Annotated in this window: 22 protein-coding genes and 2 tRNA genes; 14 read left to right on the top strand and 10 right to left on the bottom strand. The window is 49.6% G+C overall.

Annotation, left to right across the window (positions count from 1 at the left end):
• Positions 1-42: 42 nt before the first annotated feature.
• On the top strand, positions 43-2619 hold the full coding sequence (gene clpB, locus IG82_RS0103270) for an ATP-dependent chaperone ClpB (protein ID WP_172642889.1): 2577 nt from the start codon (positions 43-45) through the stop codon (positions 2617-2619).
• Between the two features lie 106 nt (positions 2620-2725).
• A tRNA-Ser gene (locus IG82_RS0103265) sits at positions 2726-2813 on the top strand.
• A gap of 38 nt (positions 2814-2851) precedes the next feature.
• Here IG82_RS0103265 and IG82_RS0103260 read toward each other — a convergent pair.
• A complete protein-coding gene (locus tag IG82_RS0103260) occupies positions 2852-4807 on the bottom strand; it encodes a hypothetical protein (protein ID WP_216476136.1) in 1956 nt (651 codons plus the stop codon).
• 182 nt (positions 4808-4989) lie between these two features.
• Positions 4990-5442, bottom strand: a complete 453-nt coding sequence (locus IG82_RS06625) for an NUDIX hydrolase (RefSeq protein ID WP_040333111.1) — start codon at positions 5440-5442, stop codon at positions 4990-4992.
• 145 nt (positions 5443-5587) lie between these two features.
• Between IG82_RS06625 and IG82_RS0103245 the strand changes: the two genes are divergently transcribed.
• Positions 5588-5980: a hypothetical protein gene (locus tag IG82_RS0103245; RefSeq protein WP_031934183.1), complete on the top strand. Its 393-nt coding sequence runs from the start codon at positions 5588-5590 to the stop codon at positions 5978-5980.
• A 36-nt stretch (positions 5981-6016) separates the two neighbouring features.
• The gene (locus IG82_RS0103240; protein WP_031934182.1) at positions 6017-6244 is read left to right on the top strand and encodes a phosphoribosyltransferase family protein; all 228 of its coding nucleotides are present in this window, start codon (positions 6017-6019) and stop codon (positions 6242-6244) included.
• A 45-nt stretch (positions 6245-6289) separates the two neighbouring features.
• Here the strand turns inward: IG82_RS0103240 and IG82_RS0103235 are convergent, their stop codons facing one another.
• The 4 genes from IG82_RS0103235 to IG82_RS0103220 form a co-directional block, all read right to left on the bottom strand.
• Positions 6290-7630: a phosphohexomutase domain-containing protein gene (locus IG82_RS0103235; protein ID WP_082192034.1), complete on the bottom strand. Its 1341-nt coding sequence runs from the start codon at positions 7628-7630 to the stop codon at positions 6290-6292.
• A complete protein-coding gene (locus IG82_RS0103230; RefSeq protein WP_216476135.1) occupies positions 7617-8363 on the bottom strand; it encodes an inositol monophosphatase family protein in 747 nt (248 codons plus the stop codon). Before IG82_RS0103230 ends, IG82_RS0103235 begins: the two co-directional genes overlap by 14 nt.
• A gap of 60 nt (positions 8364-8423) precedes the next feature.
• Positions 8424-8990 carry an elongation factor P gene (gene efp, locus IG82_RS0103225; RefSeq protein WP_031934179.1) on the bottom strand — a complete coding sequence of 189 codons (567 nt, stop codon included), beginning with the start codon at positions 8988-8990 and terminating at the stop codon, positions 8424-8426.
• A gap of 25 nt (positions 8991-9015) precedes the next feature.
• A tRNA-Met gene (locus tag IG82_RS0103220) sits at positions 9016-9092 on the bottom strand.
• A 182-nt stretch (positions 9093-9274) separates the two neighbouring features.
• Between IG82_RS0103220 and IG82_RS0103215 the strand changes: the two genes are divergently transcribed.
• The 6 genes from IG82_RS0103215 (at position 9275) to kdsA (ending at position 15927) form a co-directional block, all read left to right on the top strand.
• Positions 9275-10552 carry a cation:proton antiporter domain-containing protein gene (locus IG82_RS0103215; RefSeq protein WP_052545649.1) on the top strand — a complete coding sequence of 426 codons (1278 nt, stop codon included), beginning with the start codon at positions 9275-9277 and terminating at the stop codon, positions 10550-10552.
• A gap of 32 nt (positions 10553-10584) precedes the next feature.
• Positions 10585-11712 carry an NAD(P) transhydrogenase subunit alpha gene (locus IG82_RS0103210; RefSeq protein ID WP_031934177.1) on the top strand — a complete coding sequence of 376 codons (1128 nt, stop codon included), beginning with the start codon at positions 10585-10587 and terminating at the stop codon, positions 11710-11712.
• 655 nt (positions 11713-12367) lie between these two features.
• On the top strand, positions 12368-12976 hold the full coding sequence (gene yihA, locus IG82_RS0103195; RefSeq protein ID WP_052545648.1) for a ribosome biogenesis GTP-binding protein YihA/YsxC: 609 nt from the start codon (positions 12368-12370) through the stop codon (positions 12974-12976).
• A 61-nt stretch (positions 12977-13037) separates the two neighbouring features.
• Positions 13038-13415, top strand: coding sequence for a preprotein translocase subunit SecG (gene secG / locus IG82_RS0103190; RefSeq protein WP_031934175.1), 378 nt, complete (start codon positions 13038-13040; stop codon positions 13413-13415).
• A 12-nt stretch (positions 13416-13427) separates the two neighbouring features.
• On the top strand, positions 13428-15095 hold the full coding sequence (pyrG, locus tag IG82_RS0103185) for a CTP synthase (RefSeq protein WP_082192033.1): 1668 nt from the start codon (positions 13428-13430) through the stop codon (positions 15093-15095).
• 34 nt (positions 15096-15129) lie between these two features.
• Positions 15130-15927, top strand: coding sequence for a 3-deoxy-8-phosphooctulonate synthase (kdsA, locus tag IG82_RS0103180; protein ID WP_408605314.1), 798 nt, complete (start codon positions 15130-15132; stop codon positions 15925-15927).
• Here the strand turns inward: kdsA and IG82_RS0103175 are convergent.
• Positions 15907-16566 (bottom strand): hypothetical protein, encoded by a 660-nt coding sequence (locus IG82_RS0103175; protein WP_172642872.1) that lies wholly within the window; start codon positions 16564-16566, stop codon positions 15907-15909. The two genes, kdsA and IG82_RS0103175, sit on opposite strands and share 21 nt — an antisense overlap.
• Positions 16567-16779: 213 nt before the next feature.
• Between IG82_RS0103175 and IG82_RS0103165 the strand changes: the two genes are divergently transcribed.
• Positions 16780-17784 carry an RluA family pseudouridine synthase gene (locus IG82_RS0103165; RefSeq protein WP_216476134.1) on the top strand — a complete coding sequence of 335 codons (1005 nt, stop codon included), beginning with the start codon at positions 16780-16782 and terminating at the stop codon, positions 17782-17784.
• On the opposite strand, the gene IG82_RS0103160 is transcribed toward IG82_RS0103165, so the two are convergent.
• The 3 genes from IG82_RS0103160 to rpmE form a co-directional block, all read right to left on the bottom strand.
• Positions 17760-18332 (bottom strand): hypothetical protein, encoded by a 573-nt coding sequence (locus tag IG82_RS0103160; RefSeq protein WP_156095340.1) that lies wholly within the window; start codon positions 18330-18332, stop codon positions 17760-17762. The genes IG82_RS0103165 and IG82_RS0103160 overlap by 25 nt on opposite strands.
• Positions 18333-19088: 756 nt before the next feature.
• Positions 19089-20543 carry a lysine--tRNA ligase gene (gene lysS / locus IG82_RS0103140; RefSeq protein ID WP_031934168.1) on the bottom strand — a complete coding sequence of 485 codons (1455 nt, stop codon included), beginning with the start codon at positions 20541-20543 and terminating at the stop codon, positions 19089-19091.
• Between the two features lie 20 nt (positions 20544-20563).
• On the bottom strand, positions 20564-20785 hold the full coding sequence (rpmE, locus tag IG82_RS0103135) for a 50S ribosomal protein L31 (RefSeq protein WP_031934167.1): 222 nt from the start codon (positions 20783-20785) through the stop codon (positions 20564-20566).
• A gap of 340 nt (positions 20786-21125) precedes the next feature.
• Here rpmE and bamE point away from each other — a divergent pair, with 340 nt between their 5' ends.
• The 3 genes from bamE to IG82_RS0103110 are packed head-to-tail and all read left to right on the top strand — an operon-like array spanning position 21126 to position 24448.
• The gene (bamE, locus tag IG82_RS0103120; protein ID WP_031934166.1) at positions 21126-21494 is read left to right on the top strand and encodes an outer membrane protein assembly factor BamE domain-containing protein; all 369 of its coding nucleotides are present in this window, start codon (positions 21126-21128) and stop codon (positions 21492-21494) included.
• The gene (locus tag IG82_RS0103115) at positions 21475-22980 is read left to right on the top strand and encodes a S1C family serine protease (RefSeq protein ID WP_031934165.1); all 1506 of its coding nucleotides are present in this window, start codon (positions 21475-21477) and stop codon (positions 22978-22980) included. Before bamE ends, IG82_RS0103115 begins: the two co-directional genes overlap by 20 nt.
• A complete protein-coding gene (locus tag IG82_RS0103110) occupies positions 22973-24448 on the top strand; it encodes a S1C family serine protease (RefSeq protein ID WP_172642871.1) in 1476 nt (491 codons plus the stop codon). Before IG82_RS0103115 ends, IG82_RS0103110 begins: the two co-directional genes overlap by 8 nt.
• Positions 24449-24472: the final 24 nt, after the last annotated feature.

Here is a 24472-nt window from a genome sequence, read left to right as displayed (position 1 = left end):
AACGTAGTCTTGTGCGTTAAAGGATAATTGTCTGTGGAGCCGATGACATCAAGGGCCCGTGCTATTGTGGAAGGTGCACATCTGATCGCCTCTCGTTTGAAGCACCAGCATCTTGTGCCTATTCACCTCCTCCAATCCTTCATAGACAGTGAAGACGCCTTAGTGGGTTCTTTGTGTCATCATGAGTCGGCATATGTGACTCATCTATCCAAGCTTACGCAAAAAGAGCTTAACGCCTTGCCCTCTGTTCAGGGTGAGGGCGACACCGTGTATATGTCATCCTCGCTTGCCCATGTGTTGAAAGAGGCAGGGGTGCTGGCTAAAAAAAATGGTGATGACTATATCAGTCTTGATACCCTGTTTTTGGCGCTTTTGTGTGTGCCGAGCCCTGCGCAAGAGGTGTTGCAGCGCGTGGGGTTGACGCCGGAAAAAACAGAAACATTCCTAAAGCAAATGAGAGGAGGTGCGAACGTGTCGTCAGAAAATGCAGAGTCAACCTATGATGCACTCAACAAATACGGAACCAATCTCACAGATATGGCCCGTGAGGGGCGTTTGGATCCTGTTATTGGCCGGGATGAGGAAATCAGGCGCACCATTCAGGTGTTATTGCGGCGCACCAAAAATAACCCCGTTCTTATTGGTGATCCTGGTGTGGGGAAAACGGCGATTGTGGAAGGGTTGGCCCAGAGAATTGTGCAGGGCGATGTGCCTGACACGTTGCGTGACATCACGCTGGTTTCTCTTGATATGGGGGCATTGATTGCGGGGGCCAAATTTCGTGGTGAATTTGAAGAGCGTCTTAAGGCGGTGTTGACGGCGATCAAAAAAAGCGATGGTACGATGATTCTCTTTATTGATGAATTGCACACGTTGATTGGAGCAGGTAAAACAGATGGGGCCATGGATGCGTCCAATATGCTTAAGCCATCGCTGGCCCGGGGTGAGCTCCATTGTATTGGCGCCACAACCTTGGATGAATATAGGCAATATATCGAAAAAGATGCCGCCCTGGCTAGGCGCTTTCAGACTGTGTATGTGGATGAGCCCAGCATTGAGGCGGCGATTTCCATTTTGCGGGGGCTAAAAGAAAAATATGAGCTTCATCACGGCGTGCGCATTTCCGACAGTGCCCTTGTGGCTGCTGCGCGTCTTTCAGCGCGTTATATTCAAGGCCGCTTTTTGCCTGACAAGGCTATTGATCTTATGGACGAAGCAGCATCTCGTTTGAAAATGTCGGTGCACTCAAAGCCTGAGGCCCTGGATCGCCTTGAGCGTCAGCTGATTCACCTCAAAATTGAACATGAGGCCCTGAAAAAGGAAAAAGATGTTGCATCTGAAAAGAGGTTGGCTGCGTTAAATGACGACATTGCAGATCTCGAGCCTAAGATCAAAAAAATGACCGCTGAATGGCAAGAAGAAAAAGCGCAGATTGGTCAGATTCAGTCCCTGAAGGAGTCACTGGAGAAAGCGCGTTACGATTTAGCACGGGTGCAGCGGGAGGGGGATTTGACCAAAGCCAGCGAGCTTTTGTATAGCACCATTCCTGATCTTGAGGCCAAACTCAAAAACTCTGAACGTGAGCAAGAGACGGCTCTGTTGAAAGAGGTCATCCACCCTCGTGATATTGCGGCTGTGGTGTCCAAATGGACGGGCATTCCTGTGGACAAAATGCTTTCTGGCGAGCAAGACAAGCTGTTAACCATGGAAGACACATTGAAAAAACGTGTGGTGGGTCAAGACGAGGCCATTGTGGCAGTTAGTCAGGCCATCCGAAGGTCGCGTGCAGGCCTGGCAGATCCGAACCGTCCCCTTGGCTCCTTTTTGTTTTTAGGCCCCACCGGGGTGGGAAAGACCGAGCTTGCCAAAGCGTTAGCCGCCTTTCTTTTTAATGATGAAGGGGCCTTGTTGCGGGTGGATATGTCGGAATACATGGAAAAGCATGCAGCATCTCGCTTGGTGGGCGCGCCACCAGGGTATGTGGGGTATGAAGAAGGCGGCACGTTAACAGAGGCCGTGCGTCGACGCCCCTATCAGGTGATTTTGTTTGATGAGGTGGAAAAAGCACATCCTGATGTGTTTAATATTTTGTTGCAGGTGCTTGATGACGGGCGCCTGACAGACAGCCAAGGTCATGTGGTGGATTTTAAAAACACGGTGATTTTACTCACCTCAAACCTTGGTAGTCACTTGCTGGCTGATGTGCCTGAAGGGGATGCCATTTCTGAAGCCATACGTAAAGGTGTGATGGAGAGTGTGCGCCAAACATTCAGGCCCGAGTTTTTGAATCGGTTAGATGATATTTTGATCTTCCATCGTCTCCAACGGAAAGATATGGACGCTGTGGTGGATATCCAGCTTCAGCACATCGTGACGCTTTTGAAAGACAAGGGCGTCACCCTCGAGCTGTCACCCGAAGCACGCACATGGATTGCTGATCAAGGGTATGAGCCGGCCTATGGGGCCCGACCTCTCAAACGTGCGTTGCAGGTGCATGTGCGTAACCCTTTTTCAGAAATGGTGCTGCAAGGGGAGCTGAAAGAGGGTGACCACTTTGTGGGCGTCATAAAAGACAATCGCCTTGCTTTTGACAAAACACCAGCCAAGGGGACGTCTTAGCCTCTCAAGGTCCTGTTTTAGGATGTCCTCTTCTTGGGGCGCGAACGATGAGGCATGAAGATGTGTTCTTGTGTTTCTTGGTCACAGAGATTACCCTTAAGAGTAAGGAGAGGTGGCCGAGCGGTCGAAGGCGCACGATTGGAAATCGTGTATACGGCAACGTATCGAGGGTTCGAATCCCTCTCTCTCCGCCACGTTCATCTTTTACCCGTGCCTTCTCATGGAGAGGTGTTCATTCGGTTGATTCGTTATCAGGCGCGTGTGGATCTTTCATGATGTGCCTCACCCTGTTTGCTAGACGCGTGGGGACAGGCCTGCCTAAAAACCAGTGATAGGTTTTTTGCCAGAATCCATAGGCACGCCCATAAATTTGTTCATAAATGCGGCTTGATACTGAAGATGAGCGCCTCGGTCTAGGATTATATTCTTCATCAAGATCGTCACCAGAGAATTCACTCGCCTCGGATTCAGCTTCATCGTCACCAGACAACAGGGGGGCATGGATGCTATCTGTGTCCTCTGCTGGCTTGCTGCCTATCCATGTTTCTGCTAAGGGCGAAGGTTCGGGTGCAAGGGGTGTGTGAGGGTTTTCTGATGTAGGGGGCGCTTCTGCATTATCAGGTACCCATGCATCAAGGGCTTTTTTGAGCATGGTGATTTTTTCATCATCCAGGCGCTCAATGCCTTGGTGAAGATTGACAATCATCTTGAGGCTGTGATCTTTAATGGTGCCTAATTTATCACCACCTGCAGCGCGCCCCAAATAGCCAATTAGGTTTTGATATTGAGGCCCTACAAAGGATGTATCCATGATAATGCCCCATTGCGCTGTGGTGAGCAGCAGCGCTTTTCGCAAACTCAAAGGTCCTCCTAACACGTGGACCTGTTTGGCCAAGAGCTCGGCAATGGGCAGCATCAGAAAAGACGAGATAAGGTAGGACGTGCCTCCCCCCATAACGGCGCGAATGCCGCGAAAATTTTGTGGCCAATAAGAAAGATGATCAGTATATAAGTTAGGGTCTTTGCCATGATGGCGACACCACAGATGGCGCGCAAAATCAGGTCCTGCGTGATAACCAGCAAATCCTGAGTAGAGCGATGTGATGATGGCATAGGTCCACGCCAAGGGATCCTGCATATCGTGATCATCATGGTGATAGTGCTCTTCTCTTAAGCCTACCAAAGACAAAATGCTGTCCATGGCATAATAGGCGCCTAACGTTGAGGCGGGCATAAGCAAGGTGCCCGCCACACGACCCATGAACTCAGCAGCTTTTAATGAATCGGGCTTGTCTTGACGCTGACTTTTGCTGATCTCTTCATGTTTGTGTCCATAGTGATACAAATACGCCAAGAGTGCCAACGTGGCTTTCTGTTGTTTTTCGATGCTGTCGGCGTGGTGGTTGATATTGGTCACCTTCGTTGCGAAGGTGAGCATACGAACGTCTGAACCTTGTTGCAGTTTGCGATAACTGTCTGCCAGACGCTTTTGGATCACGTGGCGATCGTGATGCTCATCTTGCTCCGTGGCAAAAAACTTATCTTTAATAATGTGGATCTTATGGTCAAGGATTGCGTGTTTTTTCCACCAGTTCGACCACAAATAGCACAGCACAAAGAAATAGTCCCAATCTGCTGAACGCCGCTCACCATGACTTAGCTTGTCTCCCCAGGCAGCTGTGTAATACACTTTAAAATACTTAGCCAAAAAGAGGGTGCATAAGGTATAGTTCAAGACGTTCATTGCCTTGTGACTGGGCGTTAACCGTCCCTCACATAAAGATGTATGCGGATTTCGGGTGTGTAAGGTATGCATAACGCGGGCATTATTAAAGACTTCAGGTAACAAAATCGCTGCCATCACACCCCAATACATAGGACGCGGGTCGGCAGAGTTGGGAATCAAAAGCAAGTTGGTGGCGTTGCCAAAAAAGATGGCCCACGAGCGCGCGGCACTGACACCTACAATGGCCCCAAAAAGTGCGTCTCCCACAATGCTAGGATTTTGTTGAAGATAACGCTGCGCTTTTTCAAAACTTGGGTGTGTAAAAAGGCTATGCTTACCTGAGCGTGCGCCTAGGTATAACAGCGTATCTGCGTCCGCATGAAGAGAGGGGTAGGCCTCTTCTTCAAAGCCTGCTTCTCGGATGGCTTTGGTGAAGGGCGCGTCTTCTCCTAGGATGCTCATGTTTATGACATCCACGCCATAAAGGGCGTGACTTAACAGGCACAAAAAGACAATAAACCTCTTAATCATTTGTTTTTAAGGGGAAAAAGAATTAAAAATGCCTTAACACAGGCATGCTAATATGTCAAAAAAAAGAAAAAATTAATACTTGCCTTATTTGCCTATAATTATCTTCTTCTTTATCAGGTATTGTAGACTTTTTGTTGAAAAAGCTCGAGGACGTCATGGCTACCTCCTATCAAAGGCATTGTTTTCATATCTGCAAGGGTTACCCAAGCATAAGACACATGTTCGGGGGAAAGACGTACCAAAGGTCTTGCAGGTAAACCTTGAAAAAATATATGGCATGTATAGCGCCACGAGGGCTTCATGACATAACAGTCCGTGACGTGCCTGAGGTATGCTTCGCTGAGTGTGATGCCCGTTTCTTCGACCATTTCTCGCACAAGGGCTTGGGGAGGCGATTCATGGGGGTTCTTTTTGCCGCCAGGGATGCCCCATAAAAAAGCTTCCTTCTCGTGGGCGCTTTTTTGCAGGCAAAGGTAGTGATCCTTAACAGCCAGAAACCCCACCACGACGGAGACATCAGCAGAAAAGTCAGGCGGCTTTGAGAGGTAAAGGGTGATAGGGGACATGGTGGAGAGCAAGAGAGAAAGGGTGAGACAGGTGTGGTGGGTAATAGCTTATGGGGATAAAAAAGGGGTACGCAATTGTATCAAAGACGGTGGTCATATGATAATAACCTATTGAATTTATTTATTTTTATGACGGAGCAACCGGATGTCCTGTTTGTTAAGGTTGGCGGTGTTTTTTGTGTTTGTGGGTGGATGGTGGGCGTTGCCAGCGCAAACCCCGCAGATTCACCGGGTCCATGTGGGGTCTTTTCATAAAGACTATCCTCTCAAACCTATTCGGGGCACGGATCTATCTTATGTCTATTTATATGATATGGCGGATAATCTAGACCTTATGCAGGCTTCTGTCAGTGTGCTGGGGGCTGCCCTTGAGCAAGCTTCGTGGTGGCATGAGATCGATGGGGTGGTGGTGCCCGGTGACAAGGCCAATGTGTGGGCGGCCTTTTTGGTGCGTTATCTTCAACAAAAGTATCCTCATGTGTTTTTTTATGTGCTGCGCGGGACGAATAAGGGCGGGTGCGCGGCGGCGGTGACTTAGCAACCCATCACAAGCACCACGGCCAAAACCCTTTATGTGCGTGAAGATCAGGCGTTAGGCTTGGCTCATAAAAAGGTTTTGCTTGTGGATGATGTGCTCTCTACGGGAGAGACGCTCAAAGCGGCTAAAAAGCTTATCACCCAGGTGGGGGGAACCGTGAGAGCTGTGGCTGTGTTGGCGATTGAGGGAGAAAAGCGTGGTGCCTTGTTTGAAGGCTGCCCTTTGTCTTATGTGTGCCATCTGCCCCTTTACCAAAAGAGGTAATGGGAGCGCCATGTGATCGGGCCAGAGGAGGAGGGTTGCACGAAGTTAGAGCGTCGCTGTAGACGCGCGAAGACCCAGCAGATGCTCTATAGCGCGGGCTTTAATGGCACTGATTTTTTCTTGGGAAGGTGCTTCAATCATCACCCGCACCAAAGGTTCAGTGCCTGATTTGCGTAGCAAAAAACGCTCCCCCTTACGTAATGTCTTTGTCATGGCCTGTTGAATGGCATCAAGGTTAGCCAGGGTCTTGGGGTCCATCTGCGCCATGGGAAGGTTCTCAAGGTGATGGGGATAGGGGGTAAAGGCCCTGCGGGGGCTTTGTGGGTCCATAAGCACCTTCAGCGCGTGAAGCGCAGCCAGAAGGCCATCGCCTGTGAAGCTATGTTGCCCCACAATCATATGACCAGACGCTTCGCCGCCTAGAAGGCTGCCGGTTTTTGCCATGGTTTCGGCAATAAAGCGATCTCCCACAGGTGTCCTCAACAAGGTGATGCCCTTCGCTGTCAAGCAATCTTCCATGGCTTGGTTAGCCATAACGGTAGATACCACCACAGGTGGGTCAAGGCGTCCCTGAGCCTGATGGGTTAACGCGAGCAAGGCAAGAATCTGATCACCATCAAGCAGTGTACCGTCATCATGACACAAGAGAACACGGTCACCATCGCCATCAAAAGCCACACCAAAAGAGGCACGATGCTTCTTAACCGCCTCCTGTAAGGCGCGAGGGTGGGTGGTGCCACAGTCATCGTTAATATTCTTGCCGTCAGGATCGTGCCCTATGGTGATGACGTCGGCGTTCAGGTCCTTAAAAACAGCAGGTGCGATGTGAGTGAAGGCGCCATGGGCGGTGTCTACCACAAGACGTTGGCCTGTTAAGGATAAGGGGTCTACTGTTTGCTTGATAAACGCTTTGTAGGACGGGATGATGTCTTGATGGCCATGGGCGCCCACAGGTTTGTGTGTGAGCGCTTCTGAGGTCATGAAGGTTTCAAGGGCGGCCTCTTGCGTGGGCGTGAGTTTGCGCCCCTTGGCATCAAAAAGTTTAATCCCATTGTCGTGCCATGGGTTGTGGGACGCAGAAATCATCATCCCTAAACACGCTTCACCTGTATGCATGGCATAGACAAGCGCAGGGGTGGGAACAACGCCCAAAGAAGCGGTGTTGATGCCGCACGTATTGAGCGTTGTGATCATGTGTTGCTCAATGTCGGGCCCAGATATGCGTGTATCCCGGGCAATCAGAATGGAGGCAGGGTGTTTGTCTTGTGCATATAAAAAAGAGGCGATGGCTTGGGCCAGCTTTGTCAACACATCGGGCGTCAACGGAAAGCTGCCAAAACGACCACGAACCCCGTCTGTGCCAAAAATACTGCTAGTTACCACCATGCGTGTCCACCTCGACAATCATCTTCATTAACTTTTCATCCAGGGAAGGGGAGCAGGCCACGGTGTAAGAGCCTTGGCGAAGCTGTGACGGGTGGGTGTGGATGCGCCCACGGGCTTCTTCAATGATGATTGCCGCCGCGGCTTGATCCCAAAGCGGCAAGTTATAGGCTAAAAATCCATCCAAACGTCCAGCAGCAACATACGCCAGATCTAACGCTGTGGAACCGGATAAGCGAAAGTTAGCAAAGGTTTCTAGATAGTTTTTTTGGGCGGTGGGTAAGCTGATGTGGCTGGCGCTTATGAGGTGTGTGCGTTGTTTGGTGGTGGTGCTTGCGCGCAAACGCCTTTTATTGACAAAGGCCCCCACACCCTTTGAGGCCCAAAACAATTCATCACGGACAGGGTCAAGAATGACGCCTGCAAGAGGTGTGTCGTTTAATAAAAGGCCAATAGAAATGGCAAAATGGGGAAGACCGTTCAAAAAATTGAGGGTGCCATCGAGGGGGTCTATCACAAAGGTCATGGGCTTTTCACCCTCAATCACGCCTTGTTCTTCCATGATAAAACCAAAATCGGGATAGGCTTTTTTGAGTTCTTTAAAAATGGTTTTTTCTGAGCGCCGGTCCGCCACAGAGACAAAATCTTTGGTGCTTTTGGCTGAGACTTGCAAATTTTCAACTTCGCCAAAATCTCTCAAGAGGCCCTTGGCAGCAGAAAAAGCCGTACGAGCCATGATGTTCACAAAGGGACAGGGTGTATAAAACGTTCGGTAGGACATGCGGTTATTCAGGTGTCACTTCGCACGCCCAACATAGGTACCGTCTTCTGTGTTCACCATGACATCTGTGTCTTTTTCCACGTATTGTGGCACCATAATCTTGCATCCATTCGCCAGTTTAGCAGGTTTGAAAGAAGATGTGGCAGTCTGACCTTTCACAAAAGGATCCGCTTCCACGACTTGAAGAGTCACTGTTTTGGGGAGGTTGATGGAAATGGCCTTGTCATCACAAAAGGAAATGGTGACTTCCATACTTTCTTGCAAAAAAGGTGCCGCCTCGCCCAACAGTTCTTCAGGAAGTACGATCTGGTCATAGGTTTGTGTGTTCATGAAGGTTAACGCGTTTTCATTTTTATACAAAAACTGGTGGGTTCGTTCTTCTGTATGGGCACGTTCGAGGTTTTCATCTGAACGAAACCGCTCATTCAGTTTGGTGCCTGTTTTAAGCTCTTTAAGCTCAACTTGCATGAAGGCCCCACCCTTACCAGGCTTGACGTGTTGCATTTTCACAATCGTCCAAAAACGATTTTTGTGTTCAATCACATTGCCTGGCCTGAGCTCGTTCGCACTTATTTTTACCATTTTATCCACCGTTCTTGAATGATCATGGTAGCGGAGGAGGGACTCGAACCCCCGACACGCGGATTATGATTCCGCTGCTCTAACCAGCTGAGCTACTCCGCCTTTCCCAGAAATACTCGGTTCTTTATGCATTTATGTCAAGAAGACTGTCGTTTATGTGTGATGAATCTATCCTTCTTTCATCATGAACCTTGACGGTTTTTCTTTATAGAGACGCACGGTCCTTTGTTATTTCTTGTTGTTATAGGTGTATTGTGCTTACAATAGGAAGCGAGGGAGGGAGTATGCATACAGTCTTAGGTCTTCAAGAAATTGCCCTTGTCATCACAGCGGCCTTGTTTTGTGGTCTTTTATTAGAGCGGTTTCGTCAGCCAGCTATTTTAGGATATATCCTTGCCGGGGTTATCTTGGGACCCTCAGGCATTGCCTATATTGAAGACGTCAGCATTATCCAACTTTTCGCAGATTTTGGCATTTTGATGGTCCTCTTTGTGGTGGGGCTTAGCCTTGATTTGCGCAGCTTCAAAAGGACCATGGGCATCTCCTTAAGCGTGGTGTGTGGGCAAATTGTCATCAGTTTTTGCATTGCGTTTACCTTGAATGCTTTTATGCAGTGGTCGTTGGGCTTTTCTCTTCTCTTAGCGTTTGTTTTGGCGCTGAGCAGCACGGCAGTGGCGGTCAAAATGTTGGAGGCCAGCCAAGAACTGAACACCGATGTGGGGCGTTTAACCTTAGGTGTGTTGATTGCACAAGATCTTGCCATTGTCCCCATGATTTTGATTTTGCGTGACCTGGATCACGGCATTCAGTGGGTGAGTTTGAGCCTTAAGATTTTTGTGGCCTTAGGCATTCTCTCTGCGTTTGTGTGGTGGCTTTCACGGCCTCGCAAGGTGCCTCTTTTTGTGAATTTTTCAGCAGAGCGGCCAGAGCTGCCTTCATTGGTGAGCCTGTCTTTTTGTTTTGGGTTTGCCACGGTTTCTGGGTTTATTGGTTTGTCGGTGGCCTATGGTGCCTTTTTGGCGGGCCTCATTTTAGGGAACTTAAAAGAGCGGGCCATCATGCTGCAGGTGATTATGCCGATCTATAGCGTGTTGGTGATGACCTTCTTTCTGTCTGTGGGCCTGTTTATCAATATATCCTTCATTTGGGCGCATCTGTGGCTGATTTTAGCCTTGTCTTTGGGGATTATTGTGTTTAAAACCCTGATTAATTTTGGTCTGTTGCGTGCGCTCCGCCAACCTTGGCCCACAACATTTTTGGCAGGGGTCATGCTGTCACAAATGGGTGAATTTGCTTTTTTGCTCATCTCTATTGGTTGGGATAGCCGTGTTCTTTCTCCCTTTGCGCAGCAAATGTTGATCACACTCACGGCGATCTCGTTGGCCATTAGTCCATTGTGGGTGATGCTGTACGGTAAAATGAGTGCCTATCACCTGAGAGCACAAGCCACCTTTCAACAAACACTGGATGTTTATGTTCATTTGCTGGGTGGGTGGGCAGAGTATCTCTTTTCCCCCCAGGCTTATCAAAAAAAGGGTAGAAAGACGCCCAAAAAACCTTAATCTAGTGGTGATGAACGTAAGGAAACCCTTTTATGCATATCATTGTTCCCAAAGAGTCTGATCCTCTTGAAAAGCGCGTGGCCATCACGCCTGATATGGTGGCAAAGATCAAAGCAGCGGGCTTTCATGTGGTGGTGGAGAAAGGTGCCGGTGAGGGCGCTTTTTTTACTGACGAAGCCTTTACGGCACAAGGGGCAGAGGTTCGCTCTTCTGGCCCGTCCTTGTTTACAGGGGGGCAGATTGTGGTGACGATTGGCTGTCCTGCTAGAGAGACAATCAAGCATTTTCCGGAAGGGGCGTCTCTTGTGGGGATGCTGGGCAGCCTTGAGGGGGCATCCAAAGCCTTGCTTGAGAAAAAAAAGATGACGGCCTATTGCCTTGAAAAGTTGCCGCGCATCAGCCGCGCGCAAAATATGGATGTTTTATCCTCTCAAAACACAGTGGCGGGCTATGCGGCTGTTCTTTTGGGGATGTCATCTCTTCCTCGCTTGGCGCCTTTATTGATGACGGCGGCAGGCACCATCAAGCCAGCGCGGGTTCTTGTTTTGGGTGCGGGTGTTTTGGGCTTGCAAGCTGTGGCGACGGCGGCTCGATTGGGGGCCCGCGTGTGGGGCTATGATGTGCGTCCTGAGGTGCGTGAACAGGTGGAAAGTTTGGGGGGGCGCTTTCTTGATATCACCTTGAGCGAACGCGCTGGCTCTAGTGAGGGGGGGTATGCCCAAGCCCTTTCTGAGGAAGATCAACAACGGCAAAAAGAGGCCATGGCTGAGGCCGTAGGCTCCATGGACCTGGTGATTACTGCTGCCCTGACCATGGGAAAAAAAGCGCCGTGCTTGATGCCCCAAAGCCTTGTGGATCGTCTTGCGCCTGGATCTGTGGTGGTGGACGCCGCGGCGTCTCAAGGGGGGAATTGCGAGCTCACAAAGCCAGGTGAGGTGCTGGTTCATCAGGGCGTCCACATTGTGGGTCCTCAAAACTTGTGCAGCATGCATCCTGTGTCGGCCTCTTTTTTCTATGCCCGCAATGTGTTTCACTTTTTGAAAGCTGTCTGGGACGGAGAGGGGCGCCTCAGAGAGGACGGTGATCAAGACATTATTGGGCCTGTGCGCATCCTGTCCGGTGACAGTGAAGTGCCTTTGTCTCAAAAAGCGCAACGCTAACGGTAAGACATCTTCTGTTTTGCCTTTGGAGACCTGTGCTTTGACATAGGCGAAACCTGCACCTTCTTTTTTTGAAATCTGAAGCGCTTTTTGCCTGACACTTTCTGTGTTCGCCACGTCTTCTTATGATAGGCACGTTGCCCTGGGAGAAAAGGTTCTAAGATGCACAAAATACTTCGTGGCGCTTTTGTGTGGGGGGTATGCTTGTGATGAAAAAAACATCATCAACCGCAAGAACGGATTAGGCCTTTACGGCCTGACAATGTGCTGAGGGGGTGTGGTTTTTTTAAAAATGCAGCAGACGCTCTTTTCTTCTTAACGCATTGATATTAAAGTCTTTTATATGCTTTTTGGTTGTGAATATAACGAACCAATTGTGCTTTTTTGCAATGCCCTCTTGATTTTTGCCATATTTTTCGATATTAAATAACATAGATAAGGACGATTGTCTTTATCTCGGGTTTGGCTCCTTTGCGGAGCCATAAGGTTGTGTTTTCACGACCTTGCGTCCCCTAGACGTGAAGCCTCCCTGTTAGACTGCCGGGCTTTGTGCCCGGATTTTTTTTAGGCTTTTCGCTATTTTCGTTCTTTTGCGCGCGGTTTTTGATACAACCATACCAAGGCAACCAGAGAAGCGTTTTCTCCAGAGGATGATGTGGATTTTTCACAGGTAACATTTTTAACGGGGGCGCGTGCCCTTGCCCAGTGCCCGCCGCCGGGGTTGCCAGAGGTTGCGTTTGTGGGGCGCTCTAATGTGGGAAAATCCTCTCTGTTAAATGCGTTGTGGAAGCGTCGTGCCATGGCTTATGTCTCCAAAACACCCGGGAAAACGGCGGAGGCCAATTTCTTTTGTGTGGATGATGTGTTCATGTGTGTAGATTTGCCTGGTTATGGTTATGCCCGGGTGGACAAGTCTGTGAAACGCGCATGGGAAAAATTTTTGCCTGCCTATCTGCAAACGCGCGAGAGCCTTGTGCATATTTTTGTGCTTATTGACGCCCGTCATCCACCGCAAAAAGCAGATGTGAAAACAGTGGTGTGGCTGGTGCACGGGAAGCGACCGTTCACCCTTGTGATGACGAAAAAGGACAAAATATCTTCTCAGCGCCTTGAAGAACATCAAGCCTTATGGACGGCTTTGTTGCGTGAATATCACCATCATGCTGATCTGCTGGCTGTGTCGATCAAAGAGCCGCAAGCCGTGGAGGTGTTGCGTCAACAGGTGGCAGCTGTGATCTCGGTGCCTGAAGCCACAAGGCGCTGAAGCTGGTTTACAAGGAGGTGCGCCCGTGATAACGTGGGATCATAGATAGGGGTTTGCCAATATGCGTCTTTTTATTCTTTTGTGTCAGCTTTTTGTCACCATGTTGCTGATTGTGGTGATTTTGTTCCAGAAGAGTGAATCAGGCCTGGGTATTGGGGGCGGCACCATGGGCGGCATGATGACCGTGCGTGGCACGGCGAACCTTCTCACGCGGTTAACAGCCTTTCTTGCAGGGTTGTTTATTGTGCTCAATCTTTGGCTGGTGTATTTAACGAAGAAAGAGGTGCAGGCTTCAAAAATCATCACAGCGGCGGTGGTTGAAAAGACGCCTTCGGCCGTGCCTTTGGAGAAAAAAGAAGCACCGTCTTCTCACGCAGGTGTTGCCTCAACAAAAGAGGTGCCAGCGCCGTCTCCTTCTGGCAATCAAAAAACGTCTTAGCTTTTGTTGTCTATGCAGCCGCGATTTGTTTTTTTAACAGGTGGCGTCCTTTCGTCTTTGGGCAAAGGAATTGGTGCATCTGTGTTGGGTGCCTTGCTTAAAGCGCGGGGGTTGCCTGTGCGTTTGCGCAAATTAGACCCGTATCTCAATGTTGATCCTGGCACCATGAGCCCTTACGAGCATGGTGAAGTCTTTGTGACCGATGATGGATGTGAAACAGATCTTGATTTTGGTCATTATGAGCGCTTTATTCAGACTCCCACAACCAAGTTTGACTATATCACCACGGGTCAGATTTATCAGTCTGTGTTGCGTGCAGAGCGGCGGGGGGATTATCTGGGGGCTACCGTTCAGGTGATTCCTCATGTGACGCAAGCTATTAAAGACTTCATGCACAACCACCTTGACCCCGACGTGACCTTGATTGCTGAAATTGGGGGCACGGTGGGGGATATTGAGGGGCTTCCTTTTCTTGAAGCGGTGAGGCAAATGAAATATGCCATGCCGGATCGCGTATGCTGTATTCATATGGGGTGGGTGCCTTACATGACAACGGCGGGAGAATACAAGACCAAGCCCATGCAGCACTCTGTCAAAGAGCTGCAGCGTGCAGGGATTCAACCCGACATCTTATTATTACGCTGTGAGGGAACGTTGCCCAAAACGGTGGTGGACAAAATTGGATTATTTGCCAATGTGCCTATCCCAAGGGTGCTAATGGCGCAGAACCAATCGCATTTGCTCTCTGTGCCATTGGCCTATCACAAAGAGGGGTTGGATGAGGCTGTGGTCGATTATTTCCATTTGAAGGCGCCAGCGCCGCGCCTTGATGTGTGGAAAGATCTTGAGACGCGTATGCGGGACAGCGAACCGGTGGGAACGCTGGCTATTGTGGCAAAGTATGGTCATCTGCAAGATGCCTATCGGTCGCTTTTAGAAGCGTTGATGCATGCCGGACTTCATGAGGGGGGACAGGTAACCCTGCGCTGGATTGACCCCGATGAGGTGGATGATGCCTTTCTTCAAACGCTAGATGATATTGATGGCGTTCTTGTGCCTGGCAGCTTTGGTGAGCGCGGACATCAAGGCATTCTATCCATGATCCGGTGGGCGCGTGAAACACAGACGCCTTTTTTGGGCATTTGTGCCGGCATGCAGTTTGCTGTGATTGAAGCGGCCCGTCATCTTTTGGGATGGGAACAGGCTGATTCTGAAGAATTTACCTCTTCAGGTCCCTTGGTGATTCGGCAACTCACCGATTGGGATCAACAAGGGGAGAAAAAATCTTATCACGCTCATGATGGGCTGGGCGGCACCATGCGTTTGGGGGCTTATCCATGTGTGTTGTCTAAGGGATCACGGGTGCACGCGCTCTATGGTCAAGAGAACATTTCTGAGCGCCATCGGCATCGTTTTGAGGTGGATATTCGCCACCGGGACGCCCTCACCAGCGTGGGTCTTCTCACAACGGGGCTTTCGCCCTGTGGGCGTTTGCCAGAAGTGGTAGAGCGGTGTGATCATCCCTTTTTTGTGGCCAGCCAATTTCATCCTGAATTCAAATCATCGCCTTTGGCGCCGCATCCATTGTTTTGTGGGTTGGTTCGTTGTATAAAAAAGTGTTGGCATGAAGCCAAGGCAAACCCAAGAGAGAGGGTGCGTGCAGTCCGTCAGCCTCAATGATATAACCATTGCGAACCATGCGCCGTTTGTGTTAATGGCGGGGCCGTGTGTGATGGAGAGCCGTGATCTTGTGTATGAGGTGGCCGGCCGTCTTCATGAGATGACCCAATCTTTGGGGATTCCCCTTATTTTTAAAGCTTCTTTTGATAAAGCCAACCGCACGTCTGTGTCTGGGGCACGTGGACTGGGCATGGAAAAAGGCTTGGCCCTTTTTGAAGATCTCAAGCGTGATTATGGTTTTCCTGTGGTCACGGATGTGCATGAACCTCATCAATGCCAAACGGTGGCCTTGGTGGTGGATGTGTTGCAAATTCCTGCCTTTTTGTGCCGCCAAACAGATTTGATTCAGGCCGCAGCAGAAACATCCGCTGTGTTGCATATCAAAAAAGGTCAGTTTATGGCGCCGTGGGACATGAAGGCTGTGCTTGAGAAAGCCCGCTCTTTTGGGGCCACGCGTGTGCTTTTATGTGAGCGTGGGGCTTGCTTTGGCTATAATGCGCTGGTGTCAGATTTGCGTTCGTTGCCTGAAATGCAGTCTCTGGGTGTGCCGGTGACGTTTGATGGGACCCACTCTGTACAACAGCCCGGGGGATTAGGCAGTGCCAGCGGGGGGAAGCGCCAATTTGTGGAAACCCTTGTCCGGGCTGCGGTGGCCGTGGGCGTGGCTGGTCTTTTTTTAGAAACCCATCCCCATCCTGACCAAGCCCTTTCTGACGGTCCCAATATGGTGCCTTTAGGGGATATGGAAGCCCTGCTTCACACCATCAAAGCTTTTGACGCCTTGTCCAAGCAAACCCCTTATGCCCCATTTTCAGCCCAGCGTTCTTTCTGAGATCTTACCCGGCTTTTTTTGATAAAGGGTGCGCAAGAAGGTTTCAGGCGTAAAGGGTGCTTTTTTGAGAGCCATCAGACATGTCATCCCATACCTAAGCCAAAAGGGCGGATAGTAGGGGTGAAGATAACCAAGAGCGTGGCTGCCCTTTTTATGAAGGGGGCGCTTGAGAAGAGATTGTCCTATGCTTTGGATTTGTTGATGGGTCTTGAGGATCGTCTTTTTCACACATGCCTGGGGCGCATGCGTACGGGGGCAGGGGCGAGGCAAAGCACGCAGCATGCGCACATATTGATACTCTTGATGGGCCAACACAATGGCGAGACGGGAAAGCAAAGGTTCAGGTGATTGGTGGTGGAGATAAAGGTAGAGAAAATGTTGATACTGCGCTGCCACGATGTGTTCTGGGAGAGATGCTTTCTTTGTCTCTGTATGCGCATGTGAAGACGCCGGGGGTATTGGCAGCATCGAAGGGGCGTGAAAAGAAGGGTCTGCCAAAGAGATCCATCTCAACAGGCATAAACTTTGGTGGCGTAGGGTGTGGGTGCGTTCGCGTGCATATCGTGCTATGGTGGGGGAAAGGTGTGTGGAAACGTTTTGGGACGCAACGTGTGTGATGAGGTAATATATCTTGCTCATATGAACCAGGTGAGGGTCAGCGTGTTTTTTTTGAAAATGCTTCCAAGGAATGTGGGCCAGGACCTCTTCTGAAGACAGGGTTGTGTGTGTGTACATCGTGAGGGAATCTTGCTTTTTTTCACTATGGAGTATGCCTGGGGCCTTGGCCTATGAAGGCAGGCAAGGGGCTTCTATTGGTGCATCTTTTTCTTTAGATCAAGAGAGGGTGCGTTCATGAAGGGGCATCATCCTGAAACCCAAACAATGCAAACCGTCCATCGGGTTGAGCCTCCGCACCAACCGGGGCGCACAGATGTTGTGCTTGCCCGTCAAACTGGGTTGTCGCGCACGGTGATTCAGCGTCTGCTTGCGAAGCACGCGGTGATCAAAGAAGGTGATCCTCAGATGCGGCTCAAACCCAAAGACCCTATGGATGTGTCAGCCACGTATATTGTGTCTGTCCCTGAACCTGAACCGCTTGCGCTTGTGTCTGAGCCCATGGCACTCGATATTCTTTTTGAAGATGAGCACATTGTAGTGATTCATAAACCTGCTGGTTTGGTGGTTCATCCAGCGCCGGGTCACCATACGGGAACATTGGTGCATGGATTGCTTGCGCATTGCCAGGATCTTTCAGGTATTGGGGGTGTCAAGCGTCCGGGCATTGTGCACCGGCTTGATAAAGACACCAGTGGTCTTTTGTTGGTGGCCAAGCATGATCAGGCGCATGCGGCGTTGTCAAAGCAATTTCGCAAACGCACCTTAGGTCGCCTTTATCAGGCTTTGGTGTGGGGGGTGCCCAAACCCCTTTCTGGCTGGATTGATGCGCCGCTGGGTCGCCATCCGCGGAATCGACAAAAACAGGCCGTCACCTCTCAGGGGCGTCCGGCGAAGACGTTTTATAAGGTGTGGACACTGCTGCAAGACAACATTGCCCATCTTGTGTGTCGCTTGGAAACAGGGCGCACACATCAGATTCGTGTCCATCTTGCACACATGGGGGTGCCGGTTTTGGGGGACACCCTTTATGGACGGACGTCGCTACCAGCCGCGCGTCAGCAGGTGACACAGACGTATTGGCCTCATAGCTATCAGGCCCTTCATGCAAGCTATCTTTATTTTCATCATCCCCACACGCAAGAGCCCATGCATTTTTGCGCGCCCTTACCCTCAACATGGCCTGGGGCACTGCGGCAGATTTCAGAGCAAGATTATCAAGACTTTTTGCGTGCCCCCTGAAGGCGCATGAGCAACCGATAGAGAAACACTTTTTTCTGGGCGGCTTGTTGTCTTACTTTTTGTTCAAAGGCATGAAACTCTTGATAAGAGGCCGGTTGTTCTTTTGCTAAGATGCGGGCAACGGGGTCGGCCAAAATAACAAACAGCGATTGTTGGGTGTCAATATGTTGCAAGGTGGTTTCAATGAGGCGTCTGTGTTTTCTACGTGCTACCTTCCTTAAGGTCCATAGATAATTGTATTGAAAAAGGGCGAGGTTCTCGTCTTCAAAAGAGCGCAATATATGCTTAACGCGTCTAAGGTAATCAGGCTTTCTCAGCATAGAGGACAGGACATGCACAGCTTTCCATGTCAAAAAGGGTGTGTTAAAGCCGTTGCGACGAAAATCTCTGAACGATTGTTCTGTCAGCGCCATTTGTTCTGCATCTAACAGGTGTTCTTGCGATTCATCTGTTTCTCGGGGGGTAAAGGGCACCAATTTAGGGACTTCACGCCCGTGCATGAGGGAAGGCAAGCTTACAAAAAGCACAAAAGCCCATATACCCAACATAGATGTTCACGCGCCTCAATGATCGCACATACTTCACACAGCTTTGAAGGCAAAAAGGTGACCATTTTTTTGTGGCGTCTCTCTTTTTTTTTGCTTGCTAGGAAAGAGGGCACATGGGCTAGATCTAAAAAAGGAAGACCTTTACGTTAAGGCATGAAAGGGGTGCACAAAAAAAGTGAAGGGGTTCAAGAAAAAAGCGCGCTAGTTTATGCACACACACTGTTCCTCAAGAAACGTGTCACCATGAGAACCTGGTTCTCCTTTTCGCACCACACCGTGTGTGGGCTTCCATTTTTTCCCTTTCTGTTCACACACAAAGGCACAACATGATGACGGATTTTCAATGATTTTCACGTGCTCTGTGGTGCCATTATGTTGTAGGGCTTGGTGGCGGATCTGGCATGCTGGAAAAGGCTTGCCGTGACGTTTAAAAACGCGGTGGGATTTTTCTTTGTGTTGTGCGGGCATCTTTTTTTTTGGAGGATGATCCTGGGTAGATGGGGGTTGCTTAGCGTCTGCCCAAACCTGGCTGTGGCAGAAAAGACTCATCAAGCAAACACAATAAAAAACGACACGTACCATCACCACCTGCTTTTCTTCGTTGGCAAGAACTCATGAGTCTTATTTTTGTCTTAAATAGTTAATTATTTGCAAACAAAAAGAGATCTTCGCCAAAGAAAAGGACGAATATTCATAAAAGCCGGATCTTTGAGGTGCCAAGATGATGCACAGAAAAAGGGCAGAGCCTTATCTTGATTATTTTTCCTTTAAGGTCGGAAAAGCAATCACTTCACGTATGGAAGGGGCGTTTGTTAACAGCATCACCAGACGATCAATGCCAATGCCAAGGCCGCCCGTGGGTGGAAGGCCATACTCAAGGGCGCGGACATAGTCATGGTCAATGCTGTGGGTTTCCTCTTCGCCTGAGGCGGCGGCTTTGGCTTGGTCTTCAAACCGCTGGGCCTGCTCACGCGGATCGTTGAGCTCTGAAAAACCGTTGGCGATTTCCCAACCGTTTACATAGCTCTCAAACCGTTCCGTCAGGTGAAGCTGATCTTCACACTGTTTAGCCAGCGGTGAAATTTCTGTGGGAAAATGAGTGACGTGTGTGGGTTGAACCAACGTCTTTTCTACATAAGTCTCGAAAAAAGCTGCCAAAATGCGTCCCCAACCATAATAAGAGGGTAAGGCCATCTTGTGTTCACGGGCAACTGCGTGTGCGCCACTGTCATCTTTGATGGTCATAAAATCAACATCTGTTTTTTCTGCCACCAAGGCGGCCATGGTCTTGCGTGGCCACGGTGTGTCAAAAGAAAGGGTCACGTCGCCATATGTGGCGGTGGGGGTGCCTTCAAGAAGTTTGCACGCGCCTGAGACCAGGGTTTCGGTTAAGGTCATCATATCGTCAAAGTCAGCAAACGCCTGGTAGACCTCAAGGGATGTGAACTCTGGATTGTGTTTCGGCGACAACCCTTCATTGCGGAAACATCGATTCAACTCAAAAACACGCTCAAACCCTCCAATCACCAGGCGTTTGAGATAAAGTTCAGGGGCAATGCGCAGAAAAAGATCGCGATGAAGGGCATTGTGGTGGGTTTGAAACGGTTTGGCAATGGCGCCACCGGCAATGGGGTGCAGCATGGGTGTTTCCACCTCAAGAAAATCGTGCTCTTCAAGATGCCGCCGAATATAAGACACAATGCGCGCCCGGCTTTTTAAGGTGCGCTGAGTTTCTGGATTGGCCACCATATCAAGATAGCGCTGGCGATAACGCACCTCAGGATCCTTCATGCCATGAAACTTGTCAGGAAGGGGGTGAAAACATTTGGCCAAAAGCATGATGTCTGAGGCATCTAGGGTCAGTTCACCGCGGGGCGTTTTGCGGATACATCCGCGTGCAGAGATCCAGTCACCTAAATCAAGGTTGGCATGCACAACGCGCGCCTGCTCAGCAAGGTTCTCTTCGGTGCAAAAAAGTTGGATCTTGCCACTTTCATCGTGCAGGTCAATAAACATTCCCGAATTACGTATGGCCATGATGCGGCCCGCAACACATGATGAGTCTTGGGTTTTGGCACCCGGGTTCAGATGTCCATACTTTTGGGCTAGGGCTTGGTGCGTATCTTTCTCAATGCGACGGGCAGGATAGGCATTGAAACGTGTCGCAAGCGTTTCAAATTTCGATTGCCTTTCTTTGCGCGCATCAGACACAGGCTCCCCCTTTGTCTTGGTTAAAGTTTGCCAAGATCACCATAGCGATCTTTAAAGCGGTCCATACGCCCACCTTTTTGCACAAAGCGCTTCTGACCTGTCCACGCAGGGTGAGAAAGGTGATCGATATCCAGACGCAAAACATCGTCAGGTTTGCCCATGGTGGAATGCATCACACGCTTTTCCCCTGATGTGGTAATCACAGTGATTTCGTGATAGGGGGGGTGAAGATCTTTCTTCATAAAAAATAGTCTCTCAAAAAGGTCGTCCCCAGTTTAAGACATTTACCCACGACATGCAACGCCGAAGACAGGGGATAATCAAATGCCTTCCGCGGCTAATTTTTTGATGATGTATCTTCGTTAGCAGGCTTTGCGTTGGCTTTTTTATCACGCTTAGGAAGAGCCATCACCAGATCCATGAACGGGGATGGCCGCCTCTCAAAAACGCAGCGGGGGGAGTGGGATTTAACGTTGACAAAAAGGGGTGGGTGTTTCACCATGACCAATGCGGTTTGTTTTTCTTGCGTTATCTTGTCTTGTTTTATCAGCGTGCGTAAGGCGATCCCTTGACCATGGATGGATGGGGTCTGCAGAGGATGTTAAAACCTCCGTCCGCGTGGGCAAAACAACACAAGCGTCCCTTGATCATGACTTAGGTGCGCCTACCCTTGTGTCTTCCTTTGACCCGCATCAGATCTATTATGTGCACTATCAAACCACATCTTCCGTTTCCTTATTGAGGCCCCGGATGGGCGAGGCGACGGCTTTTTTGCTTGTTTTTGACAAAAAAGACAGATTGCGTCATGTTGAGACGATTGACACGAAAGCACATCAAATGCATGTGATGAATGCGGAGATAACACCTATGGACCGTGAGTATCATGAGATTTCTTTTGAGAAGGTTTTCAGAAACCTGGGGCAGCAAGGGCGTGGTAAAAAAGGTCTTTAACGGTTTTTCCCCCGTTTCGTTTTTGGTGTGGTTTTTGGCCTTAGGCGCTGTGCTTTGTCTGACCCACCCTCTCCGTGCTTTGACGCAAAAACAACAAACAGTCCTTAAAAATGCCGTCGTCAGCATTCATGTGCATGTGACCCGTTCGGCCTATGACTCTTTGGGCAAACACAGCGGGACAGGGTTTGTATGCCATAAAGGTCGCGGCATTATTCTCACCAACCAACACGTGGTGGGGTATGGGTCTGTGGCCACATATACCATTACGTTTGCCAACGGACAAAAGCTTCCTGCCCGTCTTCTTTACAGAGACCCCTGGCATGATTTTGCTTTTTTGGAGATTGAAAAACCATCACATATCCCACCTAACGTGCGTGCCCTGAATGTGTTTAAGAAGCCACGTATGGGAGAATCTGTGTATATTGTTGGCAATAATGAGGGGCAAGGTTTTTCTTTTCAAAAAGGGTTTGTGACCAGCCTTTTTCAAATTGCCGGGTTTTTGCCCGAGCCTTCCTTTAGTGCCATTATGAACTCTCGTGGCGGCAGCAGCGGCTCACCTTTGGTCAACGACAACCTCCATGTCTTGGGTCTTAACTATGCAGGTGATAATCTGGGGACAGCTTTTATTCTTCATGCGCGCACATTTGCCACAGCGCTTACCTCCATATTGAAGGGAAAGACGCCGCCTCGAAAGCATGTGGGCGCTGTGTGTCATCTTATGTCTCTTGATGAGTGTATGCGCTTTCGTGCATTTCCTGAGGCAGTTGCCCGAGCCTATATGAAGGCGCACCCGCAAAGTAATGCCCGCATGTTGATGGTGGTGGGCTCGTTAAAGGGGTCACCCGCAGAGGGCATCTTCATGACTGGGGATGTGATATGGAAAGTGGATGGTAAAGATGTGGGGGCAGATCTCAGCCAGTTTGAAAAAGTGATGAATGAGACAGAGCGTTCCTTTGTGATGATTGATTTTTATCGACAAGGCCAACGTATGCAGAAAAAGGTCTCACTCTATAATCTTCATGATGTGACGATTAAAAAGCTTCTTGTGTTTGGTGGCGCCACTTTTTTTGAAGCTAATGATTTTATGCGTTGGCAGTTTGGGGTTGCTCCCGGCGCGCTTTTGGTGGGGTATATGGCCCCGGGTTCGTCCTTTGATGTGGGGCTGACACCCTCTTTTAGCGCTTATCGAGACACGCCCAAACACTTGGGCTTCCGCCATTGCCAAATAGAAGATTTTACATTCCCGTTGCTTGTGGGTCGCATTCCAGCGCTGGTGAAGCAAAAGAACTTTATTCTCAATGTACGTTGGTTTCCGCCATTGCCTGTGGGATACAGTGGCTTGTTTTTTTATAATAATGCTCAGGACCAGTGTGGGATCACCTATCATATATCCCAAAACACCCTGCCTGAGCTGATTGAATACTCTTTGAAAGAAAGAGCATGGAAAGTGTCATCAATTTTATGTCATGGAGAGCCGCGTGTTTAAGATCATTACCTTTATCCTTATGGTTGGCCTATGGGGATCGCCGTGTGTGAGCCAGGAAAAAGGGGCCACCCCGCTTGCCCCGGTGGAGCGCGCGAAAAAAGCGTTGGTCAGTGTGAAAAAAAGCATTTCCCTTGCCGCTTACAGAAATCCTGATGTGGTATATCGCGGCGGTTTCGTGTGTGACAAAAAGCGCGGGTGGATTGTGACGATCATAGGCGTTCAAGATGCAGGCCCCACTGTAGCGACCTATGAAATCACGCTTCCGGGGGGGCAAAAAGTGGGGGCCAAAAGCCTTTATCGTGACCCTTTGTTGCCCATTGAGATTTTGGTTTTTGACCCACAAAAGGTTTTTGAACCCTTAGAAGAGATCTCTGATTTTGCCGACCAGATGTCGCTGAGTGAGGAGGTCACGCTGCTCAGCAAGCATGGCGCAAAAGAGGTGGTCCAAGGGGGTTCTATTGCCAGCCTTTATGAAACGGGGGGCATTCTTACCTTTCAGGCTTTTCGCGTGAGTTTGAGCACACCTGGTGGCACAGATGGTGGTGTAGTGATCGCCAAGGATGGCACGTGCGTGGGGCTTGTCTGCGATTCGGGGCAAACGTTCTCCCGTGTGTTGCATGTGGATTATCTGAAAGATGTGTGTGTGGCCCTGAAGGCACGTAAAAAGCCGGCACGCGTATTCATCAAGGGGGTAGATATTATTTCCGCATCTCTTGTCGATGCAGTTAGATATACTCATTTCCCTGAAAAGGAATTGCAAACGTTTCTCGCCCACTATCCTCAAGCCTTGGCGCAGGGTCTGATTGTTCATCAGGCTATGCCTGAATCCCCCCTTAAAGCTGGGGATGTGATCTGGGCAGTGAATGGGATTTTGGTGGGGCCCAGTTTGGCCACCTGTCAGCGCATGATGGCCGCACACACCATCAAAAAACCGCTGTCTCTTACCGTGTTTCGGAGTGGAAAAAAAATAAACGTGGACGTCATGCTGGACGATGCGTGGTCGTATGTGATCGAAAAAATGGTTCTTTTTGGGGGCGCGCTTTTCTATGAGACAGACCTGCTTTGTTATGCACTGTATAACATTCCCTTTGGGTCTTTGATGGTGTCTAAGGTGACGCCAGGGAGTGTTTTTGATAGGGTGTTTCCTTCTTTTCCTGTGAATGGGCCCGCAGTATCTTTTGCCCGCATTCATGCCATGGATCGCCAAAAGATGCAGCGTTTAGATGACCTGATTCGTGTGATTCCTTCTGTGGCTGTGCAACCCTATTTTGCGGTGCGTTATCAAGATTATGGCTGTGGGGTCACCCCTGGTAACCTATTAAAGGTGGATCGGTCGTTGAGTATTACCTACATTGATTTTTTGGCGTCCACGAGCATTCCTGAGGTGTTGTCTTGGTCTCAGAAAACGCTGTCTTGGCAAACAGAGCCCATTGCGTTGCCGGATCAAAAGTGTTTGATTCAGCAGTAAGCATTGTGGCAGATAGCTGCTACA

This window comes from Candidatus Hepatobacter penaei (genome assembly GCF_000742475.1).
In the GTDB taxonomy this organism is placed as follows: Bacteria; Pseudomonadota; Alphaproteobacteria; order Holosporales; family Hepatobacteraceae; genus Hepatobacter; species Hepatobacter penaei.
This window is presented reverse-complemented; position numbering and strand designations above follow the sequence as displayed.